This is a genomic window from Arthrobacter sp. 01L42 (genome assembly GCF_056400005.1).
Genome location: NZ_JBFTSL010000036.1, coordinates 1 through 11992 on the forward strand (window position 1 = coordinate 1; position 11992 = coordinate 11992).

An 11992-nucleotide genomic window follows, 5' to 3' on the forward strand; every position below is an offset into this window, starting at 1 on the left:
ACGCCCGGTCCCATCCCGAACCCGGAAGCTAAGACCCACAGCGCCGATGGTACTGCACCCGGGAGGGTGTGGGAGAGTAGGTCACCGCCGGAACACCATTAACGGTCGAGGACCCCCACCACCAGGTGGGGGTCCTCCCGCATTTAACCGCCCAAAACACCCAACTGACTGGCAGCAGGGGCCGTTTTGGAGGCTCAGAACGGCCCCTGCTGCGAGTCAGTTGGGAAGAGGCCCCTGATGAAACAGGCGGGCAGTTCTGGCCATGCGTAAGGACCATGGGAAAACCTTGGGCATTTCCTTAATCGATGGAGACCTTGGGAATACCTTTAAACGGCCAACTATTTTGGTCATGCGCATTGAGGGGCAGGATTTGACCGGCTAGGGTTTGGATTCCTACGGACCACTAAGGCGCAGGGTGCGTCGACCGGACCTTATAGGAGTCCCGCGATGCGCGTAGATCCTAAATTCGCCTCGGGCAAGAAGGCAATTAAGAGGCATCGGTTTGCCCGGTCCTTTGTGGGGCGCCGAGGGATTTCCCTGGCGTCAGTTGTCTTCCTGATGGCTGCCACAATTTCACTTATTGCCGGCCCCGCAGAAGCCGCCACTTTGACCTTTTCCACCACGGCTGATGCCGTCGTGAAGCGCGACAGTCCCACTATCAATTTCCGCACGGCGACGGGCCTCAAGGCTGATAATTCGCCGGTCGAAATGATCTTCCTCAAGCTCACGGTCACCGGCACCGCCGGCAGTACCGTGACCGGCGCCAAGCTCCGGCTGTTCGCTACGGATCCATCCAACTCAGGCGGCCAAGTCCGACGGGTCCTCAACAACTCCTGGAGTGAGAACACGATCACCTTCAACAATGCGCCCGTTGCGGAAACGCCGATTGTGGCTTCGCGCGGCGCTGTTGCCGATAACACCTTTGTGGAGTTTGATCTCTTCAGCGCGATTAAGGGTGACGGGACGTATTCGTTCCGCATCAGCAACACATCCTCTGACGGCGTCATTTACAGTTCCAAGGAAACTTCCGTCGCCACGCAACGGCCCCGATTGACTGTCACCACGAACGCGACGCCGCCGCCACCTCCTCCGCCGCCCCCGCCGCCGCCTCCGCCCCCCGGCGACAACCCCTGCGGCACGGCGACCGCCCCTCCGGCGAAATACGACCACGTCATGTGGGTGCTTTTTGAGAACAAGACCTATTCCCAGGTCATCGGGAACGCCAGCGCGCCGTACATGAGTACGAAGGCGAACCAGTGCGCCTCGGTTTCCACCTGGGCTGACGCCGGCCTGGGTTTGCCCTCGTTGCCGAGCTATCTGGCCATGACCTCCGGCAGCACGCAGGGCGTCACGTCCGATTCGAGCCCGAGCGGCCTGCCGCCTATTACAGCCGACAATATCTTCCGGCAGGTGCGTACGTCCGGCCAGTCCTATAAGAGCTATATGGAGGACATGCCGTCGAATTGCCGGCTGAGCGCGTCCGGGTTGTATGCCGAGCGGCACAACCCCGAAATTTACTACCAAGGGACGGGGGACAGAGCGGCATGCGCGGTCAACAATGTGCCCTTGGGCACCGTGAGCGCCGGGCAGCTGGCGGGCGACCTCGCGAACAACACTCTGCCGAATTTCTCCGTGGTGGTGCCGAACGTTTGCAATGACATGCATGACTGCAGCGTCGCGACGGGCGACACCTGGCTCTCGCAATGGCTGCCGGTCATCCTAAACAGCCAAAGCTACCGGGCGGGACGCACGGCGATATTCGTGCTTTTTGACGAAGATACCCCGGTACCCAATTTCGTGGTGGCACCATCCGTGGTCCCGGGCACCGTTATCCAAGGAAACTACAGCCACTACTCCCTGCTCCGGACCACCGAAGAAATGCTGGCCATCAGCCTGAAGTTGCAGAACGCCGGCACGGCCCTGAGTTTCCGGTCGCCGCTGCGCATCTAGGCACTGCGGGGAATCCCAGCAGAGTCTCGGAAAGCTCCCGGCTCCGGCGGAACGAACTCTCAGTTGCACTCGTTAGAATTCGACGGGGCTGGATTCCAAAAGACCAGTTCATCGCATCGTTCTAAGGACACCTCAATGCCCGAGCGCACTATCGTCATCACCGGAGCCAGCGACGGCATCGGCGCGTCCGCCGCGCGGACCTTCGCCCGGCAGGGGGAACGTGTGGTCGTCGTCGGGCGTTCTGCGCAAAAGACCGAGGCGATCGCGAACGAAATCGGCGCGGAATTCTTTGTCAGCGACTTCGCCGACCTTGCCCAGGTGCGGACCCTGGCCACGCAGCTGAAGGAAAAGTACCCGCGGATCGACGTCCTGGCCAACAACGCCGGCGGCATCATGGGTCCCCGTGAGCTCACCGTGGACGGCCACGAGAGAACCTTCCAGGTCAACCACCTGGCCCCGTTCCTGCTCACCACCGAGCTGATCGAGGTGCTGACCGCCAGCCAGGCCACCGTCATCAACACCTCAAGCGTCGCGAATTCGCTCTTCGCCAAGTTCGACATCGACGACCTCGACGCGGCCAAGAGCTACTCCACCAACCGCGCCTACGGCAACGCCAAACTCGCCAACATCCTCTTCACCGCCGAACTCCACAACCGCTACAACACCGAGGGGATCTCGACGGCGGCGTTCCACCCCGGCGGCGTGGCCACCAACTTTGCGGCCGACTCCACGAGCCCCATGCGCCTGGCCTACAAGTCCTTCCTCAAGCGCTTCATGCTGACCCCTGACCAGGGCGCGGACACCCTTGTGTGGCTCGCCAACGCCACCCCGGGCCACGACTGGATCTCCGGCGCTTACTACGCCAAGCGGACGCTCTCGAAGGCCAACAGGCAGGCCTACGACGCGGGTCTGGCCAAGGCGCTGTGGCAGCGCAGCGAGGCGATGGTGGCCCCGGACCTCGACAAGCTGGACCAGGGCTCGGATCACGGCGCCTGAGCCTGACCGGAAACGCCGAATTCGTGGGTTAGCATTTTCCTGCCCCTCGCCGATCCGCGGCCGAGGGCTTCTACCTGGGGGAGTGCTCTTAAACGTGCGCCTGAAGAAATTGCTTATCGCGTCCCTGGCGGCATCCGCCGTCGTCCTGAGCGCTACGGCCGTGCCGGCATCCGCCGCGCCCGCGCCGAAGTCGTACAAGAACTGCACGGAGCTGAACAAGGTCTACCCGCACGGCGTCGGCAAGAAGGGCGCCCGCGACAAGACCAGCGGAAAGCCGGTCACCACGTTCCGTGTCGACAACACCCTGTACAGCCTCAACGACGGCGGTTTCCGCCAGTACGATCTCGACCGTGACAACGACGGCATCGCCTGCGAAAAGCGCTGATATGACCAGTCGGGATCCTCGCCAACGGCGGGGATCCCGACTGCTTTAAGCGGCTACGGCCCCGGGACTCTAACTTCTGGGGCCAGCCCGGACCATCCAACGAATTGCCAAGAACGGCCGCTAAGCCATGATGCTTAGCGGCCGTTTGCGTCCAATGGCAGAGTGAGGCGGCGTCAACGCGCTCCGATCCGGCTACGCCCGGCAGCAAGCGCGGGCCAAGCGGGGGCGGAGTAGGGGGCACAGCCAGGGTCCAAGCGGGGCGCAGAGCACAACCAGGGCACAGGCGCCGCCGTAAACCCGCCTACCGCGCGGCGTCGACCTTATCCAGGGCGTTCAGGGCACTTTCCATGGTCCCGGCCAGGTGGCTGGCGGGGGCTGGCTTGGCGAACAGGTAGCCCTGCAGGGAGTCGCAGCCGCGGTCCATCAGGTACTTGGCCTGCGCGGGCGTCTCGATGCCTTCAGCCGTGACTTTCAGGCCGAGGGCATGCGCTGCGCTGATCATGGTGGCGAAGAACGGGAGCTGTTCCTGGCCGGTCTTGATCATGGCCACGAAGGAGCGGTCGATCTTGACCTTGTCCAGGGGCAGTTCCTGAAGCCGGCCGAGCGTGGAATACCCGGTGCCGAAGTCGTCCATGGCAATCCGGACACCGGCGCCGCGCAGCTGCCGCAGCTGGCCCAGCACGTCCGAGGAGGCGTCGAAGAACACGCTCTCCGTCAGCTCAAGCGTGAGCTGTCGCGGGTCAACGCCCGTGGACGCCGCAATCGCCAGCACGTCCGCGGCGAAGTCCCGGTGCTGGAACTGCAGGCCCGAGACGTTCACGGCGACGCTGTAGGCAGGATCGCCGGCCAGCCAGGGCCGGATCTCGGCACAGGCACGGCGCAGGACCTCGTCGCCGATCTCGCGGATCAGGCCGCTCTGCTCCGCGACGGGCAGGAACTGGTTCGGCGGCACCAGCCGCCCGTGCCGTTCCCACCGCGCGAACGCCTCGAACTGCACCACCGAACCGATGCCGGGAGAGACCACGGGCTGGTAGTGCACCGAGATCTGGCCCAGTTCGACGGCGCGCCGCAGCCCGGAATCGCCGTCGGCCTTGTGGGCCGCGGTGTTCAGCATCTCCGGCCGGAACCGCATCCAATTGTTCTTCCCGGCAGCCTTTGCGGCGGTCATGGCGGCGTCGGCCTGCCGCAGCAGTTCCGCGCCGTCCAGCGTCTGCCCCGACTTCGACGCCAGTCCCATGCTCACGCCGGGCCGGACCATGGAGCCGCCCACGCGCAGGGGGGCGTAGAGGGACTCGGCGATCCGTTTGGCCACCGCGTCCGCGTTGAGGCATTCGGTGAGCAGCACCGCGAACTCGTCGCCGCCGAGCCGGGCCACCGTGTCATGCGGGCGGACGCAGTTGCGCAGCCTGGATGCCACCTCCACCAGCAGTTCATCGGCCGCGGAGCGTCCCAGCACGTCATTGAGGTGCTTGAAGTCATCGAGGTTCAGCAGCAGGATGTCCACCGGATCCGGGCGGCGCAGGGCCGCGGCGAGCCGCTCGTTGAAGAGCGGGCCGTTGGGCAGCGCCGTCAAGGGGTCGCGGAGCGAGCCCGCCTTGAGTTCGTCGTCGTGCTCGGCAAACGCCGCAGGAACGGCAGCCGCTGGACCTCCGGAAAGAGAAGCTCCCGCTGCACCGGAAGTACGACGGCGGGCAAAGTCGCCGCTGAGGGTGCGCCCGGCGCTGCCGGCGCCCGGGTTCCGCCCTGCGGCGCCGCGGATGGAGAGGGCCACGGACGTTCCGGCGTCGGCCGCTCCGGCCGCGGCGGGGACCAGCGAGCAGGTGATTTCAACGGGGAGTTCCGTGCCGTCGGCGCGGCGGCCCGAGCCAGCGAACGGGGAGCCGGCGAACGGGGAGCCGGGGCTTGCGGACTTGGCCAGCCCGGCCAGGACGCCGTGAAATGTCTCCCGCGAGGCCTCGGCCAGGAGCATGCTGTGGTCCGCGCCGAGCAGTTGCGCCCGCGGGTAGCCGAAGAGCCGTTCCGCGGCCGCATTGAGGAAGGAAATGGCTCCGTCCTCGGCGACCAGCAAAAGTGCGTCCGGGCTGTACTCCAGCAGTTGTTGTGCGAAACCAGCTTCCACGATGTCTAACAGCCCCCCGGCGATGAATACGGATAGCGGGCACCTTGCGGAGAGCAGGCGCACTGCGCTGACTGAATCATATGCGGTGCGGGCTCCCCGGACGGGATGGCCATCATGCCGCAATCAAATGTGTCGAACGGCCCCGGCTACCCGGGCAGCGGCACGCCCTCGAGCTCGGCGATGGCCGCCGCGGAGTTCCGGACCGCGCGGTGCCTGGCCGCCCCGGGTTCCGGGCGGGAGAAGAGGAAGCCCTGCAGGGCATCGCAGCCGTGGTCCATGAGATAGCGTGCCTGGGCCGGTGTCTCGATGCCCTCGGCCGTGACCTTCAGCCCCAGGCTCCGGGCCATGTGGATCATGGAGGTGAGGATGGGCAGCTTTTCGACGCCGGTCTGCAGCATCGACACGAAGGACTTGTCGATCTTCACCACATCCACCGGCAGGTCCTGCAGGCGGCCCAGCGAGGAATAGCCGGTCCCGAAGTCGTCCAGGGCCACCCGGATGCCGGCCTCACGAAGGGTCTCGAGCTGGCCGATCACGTGGGAATGGGCGTCGAAGAACACGCTCTCGGTCACCTCCAGGACCAGCTGGCGCGGGTCCACGCCGCTCCACGCCGCAATGTCCAGGACGCGCTCGGCGAAGTCCCGGTGCTGCAGCTGCACGCCGGAGACGTTTACGGCCACGCTCCGGAACGGGTCCTCCCCGAGCCACGGGGCGAGCTCGGTGCAGCTGCGCCTGAGCACCTCGGCCCCGATTTCCCGGATCAGGCCGCTGCGTTCGGCGGTCTCGATGAACTCGTCCGGCGGAATCAGCTCGCCGTCCCACTCCCAGCGGGCCAGGGCCTCGAACTGCACCACCTCGAGCCTGTCACTGGAGATGACGGGCTGGTAGTGCACGGTGATCTGCCCCAGTTCCACCGCCCGCCGCAGCCCGGCCGTGAGCTGGGTGCGCTCCAGCAGCGCGGCCAGCATCTCGGGCCGGAAGTGCACATAGCAGTTTTTCCCGGCCTCCTTGGCCGCGTACATGGCCAGGTCCGCCTGCCGGAGCAGTTCCGACGACGTCTCCGTGCCGGCGTCGCGCGAGGCCACGCCGAGGCTCAGGCCGGGCCGCATGAGCGTTCCCTCGATGGAGACCGGGGCGTTCAGGGTGCTGACCACGCGCTGGGCCACGGTGTCGGCGTCCCGGCAGCCGACCAGCAGGACCACGAACTCGTCCCCGCCCAGCCGGGCGACGGTGCCGTGCGGACCCACGCAGTTCTGGAGCCGGCGGGAAATCTCGACCAGCATCTCGTCGCCGGCATGATGGCCCAGGACGTCGTTGACTTCCTTGAAGTCGTCCAGGTCCAGGAGCAGCACGTGCACCGGTTCCGGGGTCAGCAGTGCCGCGGCGGCCCGTTCGTTGAAGAGCATCCGGTTGGCCAGCCCGGTAAGCGGGTCCTGAAACGCGAGTTCCTTGAGCTTGCCCGCCTGCTCGGCCAGTTCGTCCATGGCGCGGCGGGCCTGGTCCTGGGCGCGCCGGCGTGAGGTGATGTCCCGGAAGTTCCAGATCCGTCCCACGATCGCGTCCGCCACCTTCTGCGGGCGCGAGTACAGCTCCACGGTGCGGCCGTCGGCGAACTCGAGGATGTCATGGCTCTGCATCTGGTTGTCCGCGTAGAGCGCTGCAACCTTTTGCAGGAAGGAGTCGGAATCCACCAGCTGGTCCGCGATGAACCGCACCAGCGCATCGGGGTCCTCGGCCGCGATCAGTTCCGGCGGCATGCCCCACAGCAACAGAAACTGGTCGTTGATCCCGGTGATTTGGCCTTCGCTGGAGAGCACGACGATACCGTCCGACGTCGATTCCAGCGTGGCGTCCACGAGGGAGAGGGCCAGCCGGCGGCCGGAATCGGGGTCGTTGCGGTGCTCGGCGTCGCGGACGGCTACCGCCATGGCCGTGCCGCCGTCGACGCTCACCAGCGAGCACGTGATCTCCAGGGCGAGGTCCGAACCGTCGCGGTGCAGTCCGGCGGCCGCGAACGGGCGGCTTCCGGCTGGGCTTTTGCGTCCCAGCCGGCCGAAGACCCGCAGGAAGCCGCTGTGGGCTTCCTCCGTGAGCAGGATGGTGTGCTGAACGCCGAGGAGTTCCTCGCGGGGGTAGCCGAACAGCCGTTCCGCGGCCGAATTCATGAAGGCGATGGTCCCGTCTGCGGTCAGCAGCAGGAACGCATCAGGACCCTGCTCCAGCAGGTCTTCACCAAATCCAGTTCCCACGACGATACCGGCCCCCAAGCGACGGAAGTTCATAGAGCGATGATGTTCCCGGCCGAGGGCCCGGAGCAATGCGTTTCACTGAATCATAGGGTCCTTCGGCCCCGTGTCCAGCACCTCGGCCATGGAACTTTGCGGGTCACCGGTTGCCGGGCACCCGATCGCCCCGCAGCGCGGCGATGGCCAGGGCCGCCCGGTCCAGCGCGGGCTGGAGCGTGGCCTCCGGCTGGGGGCCTGAAAACAGGAAACCCTGCAGCGAATCGCAGTGCAGGCTCATCAGGTAGCGGGCCTGGGCGGCCGTTTCCACGCCCTCCGCGGTGACGGTCAGCCCCAGTCCGTGGGCCATCCCAATCATGGCGTTCAGGATGGGCAACTGCTCGGTGCCGGTGTTGATCATGGACACAAACGACTGGTCGATCTTCAGCGTGTCCACGGGCAGGCCCTGCAGGCGTCCCAGGGAGGAGAAGCCGGTGCCGAAGTCGTCCAGCGCCACTTGGGCGCCGGCCGCACGCAGGGTCATGAGCTGCTGGATGACGTGGCAGTCGTCTTCGAAGAAGACGCTCTCCGTGACCTCCAGAATCAGCTGGCGCGGGTCCACGCCACAGGATTCCGTCACGGCCATGACCAGCTCGGCGAAGTCCCCGTGCTGCAGCTGGACACCGGAGACGTTCACGGCCAGGGACCGGGTGGAGTCCTCGTCCAGCCAGGGCTTGAGCTCCGTGCAGCCGCGAAGCAGCACCTCGGTGCCGATCTCGACAATGAGGCCGCTGCGTTCCGCCGCCGGAATGAAATGCTTGGGCGGGACGAGCGCGCCATCGCGCACCCAGCGGGCCAGGGCCTCGACCTTTGTCACGGTCCCGCTGCCGGCGGAGACGATCGGCTGGTAGTGGACGGCGATCTGTCCGCTGTCCACGGCGCGCCGCAGGCCGGCCTCGAGGTCGTTGCGGTCCACGAGGGCCTTCATCATCTCCGGCTTGAAGCGCATGTACCGGTTCTTCCCGGCAGTCTTCGCGGCGTACATCGCGACGTCGGCACGGCGCAGGAGCTCGGAGGCGTCCACGGCGGCCTCGCCGATCGAGGCGAGCCCCAGGCTGAGGCTGGGCCGCAGCATGGTGCCGTCGATCCACACCGGGACGCGCAGCGAGTCGACGATCCGGGCGGCGACCGCCTCGGGCTCCAGCGAGTCGAGCAGGAGCACCACGAACTCGTCGCCGCCCAGCCGGGCCACGATGTCGCTCGGGCGCACGCACGCGCGCAGGCGCCGGCCGACCTCAATGAGCATCTGGTCCCCGGCGTGGTGGCCCAGGATGTCGTTGACTTCCTTGAAGTCGTCCAGGTCAAGGAGCAGGACGTCGACGGCACCGCCGTGCTGGTCCGCCAGGGCGCTTGCGAGGCGGTCGTTGAACAGTTGGCGGTTGGACAGTCCGGTCAATCCGTCCCGGAACGCCAGCGCCGTCAGCTGCGCGGACTGTGCGGCGAGGTCGGCCATGGCCCGGGTGATCCGGTCCTGGGCCACCTTGGCCGCGGTCACATCCCGGAAGCTCCACACGCGTCCGACCACCTGGTCCGCGACTTTCTGCGGGCGGGAATAGCGTTCAAAAGTCCGGCCGTCGCGGAATTCCAGGATGTCGTGGCTTTCCGCCGCGGGGTCGGCGTAGAGGGCCTCGACCTTCTCGACGAACTGGGCCGGATCCTGCAACTGGTCCAGGACGAAGGCCATGACCGCCTCGTCCTCCCCGGTGGCCAGCATCTCCCGAGGGATGCCCCACATGGTGACGAACTGATTGTTGACGCCGGCGATCTCGCCGTCGCTGCTGACCACCAGGATGCCGTCGGCGGTGGATTCGAGCGTCGCGCTCAGCAGCGACATGGCCTCGCGGAGGCTGTCATCGTTCTCCGGCCGGTGCGAGGTGTCCCGGACCGCGGCGATCATGCTCGCGGTCCCTTTACCAGTCCCGTCCCGGGCGCCTGTACCGGTGAAGAAAATAGATCCGGCCACCTCGGCCTGGAACTCCGTACCGTCCCGCCGCACCCCGTAAGCCTCCACGGGGGCAGTGTCAGTGTCAGTTTCGGCGGCAGCGGCGTCGCCGTCGGGGTGGGCGCCGCGGCGGAGGTTGAAGAACAGCCGCTCGAGGCCGTTCCGGAACCCCTCGGCCAGGAGCATGCGGTGGTCCGAGCCCACGAGTTCCTCGCGAACGTACCCGAACATGCGCTCCGCGGCGGTGTTGACCATCCTGATGGTCCCGTCCTCGGCCACCACCAGCAGGGCGTCGGGGCTGGATTCCACCAGGTCCCCGTAGCCCGGGACCGCGGCGGATACTTCCTGGGGGACTGTCGTTGGGACTGTGCCGGGGGCTTCCTCCGGGTACGACGACGCCGTCACCCGGCTACCGCCGTGCGAACCTGAGACCACCAACGAGACATTTAGAACCCTCCCATCGGGAAATCATAGGCGCCGGAAGCCTCCCTTGGGTGTCAAGAGGGTGTCAACACGTGGGCGGGGCCGGATCCGTGCCCGTGACGGAGGACTTACCGCCCAGTTGCGCTATCACCTAGGGTGCTTAAAACCCCGGTTTGGCAGCCCTAAGTGACAGGGCAACGTGGGGGGAGCGGCCCACCTGGGACTCGCCGATCACGGCCCTGTAGTGGCCAACGAGTTCGGCGCCGAGCACGGACCACGTCCGGCCCTGGACCGAGGCGTGCGCGGCCGCGGCGAACGCTCGGCGCTTGGCGTCGTCGCCCATCAGGTCCATCACCCGGGCACGGAACCCGGCGAGGTTGCCGGGCTCGTACAGCCAGCCGGTCCGCGAGTTCTCCACGAGGTCCAGCGGGCCGCCGCGGCCAGTGGCCACCACCGGCACCCCGGACGCCATGGCCTCCTGGATGGTCTGGCAAAATGTCTCGAACTCGCCGGGATGGACGAAGAGATCGAAGGAGGCCACGGCCCGGGCGAGGTGGTCGCCGCCGAGGAAACCGGTGAAGACCGCCTGCGGCAGGGCAGCTTCCAGGGCGGGCCGCTGGGGCCCGTCGCCGATGATCACCAGCCGGGTCCCGGGAACATCCGCCAGCACCGCCAGATCATCCACCTGCTTCTCGGCCGCCAGCCGGCCCACGTAGCCGATGAGGCGCTCGCCGCCGGGCGCCACGGCAGCCCGCCAGCCGGCGTCGCGCTTCCCGGGGTTGAACCGCTGCGTGTCCACGCCGCGCCGCCACATGTCCACGCGCGGAATGCCGCGGCCGCGGAGCTGGTTGAGCGCGAACGTGGAAGGGACCAGGGTGCGCGAGGCCAGCAGGTGGATCTGGTCCACCCGGTTCCAGGCCCAGTTCTCCAGGAAGGGGACGCCGTAGCGGCCCGCATAGCCGGGGACCTCGGTCTGGTAGATGGCGACCGTGGGGATGCCGAGCTGGTGGGCGGCCTGCGCTGCCCGCCAGCCGAGCACGAACGGGGACGCGAGGTGCACGACGTCGGGCGCGTAGTCGGCAAGGATTCGCTTGACCCGATACACACCGCCCATCGCGACCCGCAGATTCGCGTAGCCGGCCAGCGGGACCGAGGGGAGCCGGAGGACGTGGGCGCCATAGACCTCGTCCGGTACATCCGTGTCCTGCGTGGACGGTGCGATTACCAGCACCTCGTCCCCGCGCTCGTGCAGATGCTCCAGCACGCGCAGGATGGAGTGGGTGACCCCGTTCATGAGCGGCAGGAATGATTCGGCGACGATTGCGATCCTCACCCCTCCACGGTGCGGGCGGCGGTTTGCGGCGCGGGGGAGCAGGCGTGGCCGGGAGGGGAAGAGTGGGTTAACAGGTGGGCGAACTCAGGAGGGAACCGCCACAGGGCGCTCGGAAAGGCGCGCGGTTGCCGGGAACTAGTCGGGCACCCTCACGTGGGCGCAGTTCACCGCGGCCATGCGTCCACGGCGCAAACCCTACGAAGCAGCGGTGCCGGATGGCATGACGAAAGTCGAGCTACAGCGGGTCGGGCCAGTTGCCGACCGGGAAGCGGGCACGGATGCCGGAAACCGGACCGCAACGCGCACGCTTGTTGCCTTCCATCAGAAATACCTCCAGAGGCTACGGAACTTCAGAATACGCCCGTCGCCTCCTACCGTCCAGAGGGCGCGTTGACTCATAAAAAACCTCCGCGTAGCCCGATACGTTGCCTCATATGAAAAGGTCCGGGAAGGGTGGGGGCGCGGACATCCTTGAGGGATGGGATTGACGATGGGCGAACGCAAGGCTGTCACGAAGCACCTGGCCGAGTCCTACCGGGCCGGTGACCGGGCCAGGAAGGGG

The 11992-nt window shown here is 66.9% G+C and carries 7 protein-coding genes and 1 rRNA gene; 4 read left to right on the top strand and 4 right to left on the bottom strand.

Annotated elements, in window-relative coordinates; genetic code table 11:
• The 4 genes from rrf to AC1DN2_RS21110 all read left to right on the top strand — a co-directional run.
• Positions 1 to 93 (top strand): 5S ribosomal RNA (gene rrf / locus AC1DN2_RS21095); the annotation flags it as partial.
• 354 nt (positions 94 to 447) lie between these two features.
• Entirely contained in the window at positions 448 to 1950 is a 1503-nt protein-coding gene (locus AC1DN2_RS21100) for a CBM96 family carbohydrate-binding protein (protein WP_476851842.1), read from the top strand.
• Between the two features lie 135 nt (positions 1951 to 2085).
• On the top strand, positions 2086 to 2946 hold the full coding sequence (locus AC1DN2_RS21105) for an SDR family NAD(P)-dependent oxidoreductase (RefSeq protein WP_476851843.1): 861 nt from the start codon (positions 2086 to 2088) through the stop codon (positions 2944 to 2946).
• Positions 2947 to 3040: 94 nt separating this feature from the next.
• On the top strand, positions 3041 to 3331 hold the full coding sequence (locus AC1DN2_RS21110) for an excalibur calcium-binding domain-containing protein (RefSeq protein WP_223915864.1): 291 nt from the start codon (positions 3041 to 3043) through the stop codon (positions 3329 to 3331).
• Positions 3332 to 3632: 301 nt separating this feature from the next.
• On the opposite strand, the gene AC1DN2_RS21115 is transcribed toward AC1DN2_RS21110, so the two are convergent.
• The 4 genes from AC1DN2_RS21115 to AC1DN2_RS21130 form a co-directional block, all read right to left on the bottom strand.
• Positions 3633 to 5450 carry a putative bifunctional diguanylate cyclase/phosphodiesterase gene (locus AC1DN2_RS21115; RefSeq protein WP_476851844.1) on the bottom strand — a complete coding sequence of 606 codons (1818 nt, stop codon included), beginning with the start codon at positions 5448 to 5450 and terminating at the stop codon, positions 3633 to 3635.
• A gap of 146 nt (positions 5451 to 5596) precedes the next feature.
• On the bottom strand, positions 5597 to 7732 hold the full coding sequence (locus tag AC1DN2_RS21120) for a putative bifunctional diguanylate cyclase/phosphodiesterase (protein ID WP_476851845.1): 2136 nt from the start codon (positions 7730 to 7732) through the stop codon (positions 5597 to 5599).
• 103 nt (positions 7733 to 7835) lie between these two features.
• On the bottom strand, positions 7836 to 10109 hold the full coding sequence (locus AC1DN2_RS21125; protein ID WP_476851846.1) for a putative bifunctional diguanylate cyclase/phosphodiesterase: 2274 nt from the start codon (positions 10107 to 10109) through the stop codon (positions 7836 to 7838).
• Between the two features lie 148 nt (positions 10110 to 10257).
• Positions 10258 to 11430: a glycosyltransferase family 4 protein gene (locus tag AC1DN2_RS21130; RefSeq protein ID WP_476851847.1), complete on the bottom strand. Its 1173-nt coding sequence runs from the start codon at positions 11428 to 11430 to the stop codon at positions 10258 to 10260.
• Between the last annotated feature and the right edge of the window lie 562 nt (positions 11431 to 11992).

Bases quoted from the DNA above. Each gene is read 5' to 3' on its own strand.
- AC1DN2_RS21100 (WP_476851842.1), top strand. From the start codon at position 448: ATGCGCGTAGATCCTAAATTCGCCTCGGGCAAGAAGGCAATTAAGAGG.
- AC1DN2_RS21105 (WP_476851843.1), top strand. From the start codon at position 2,086: ATGCCCGAGCGCACTATCGTCATCACCGGAGCCAGCGACGGCATCGGC.
- AC1DN2_RS21120 (WP_476851845.1), bottom strand. From the start codon at position 7,732: ATGAACTTCCGTCGCTTGGGGGCCGGTATCGTCGTGGGAACTGGATTT.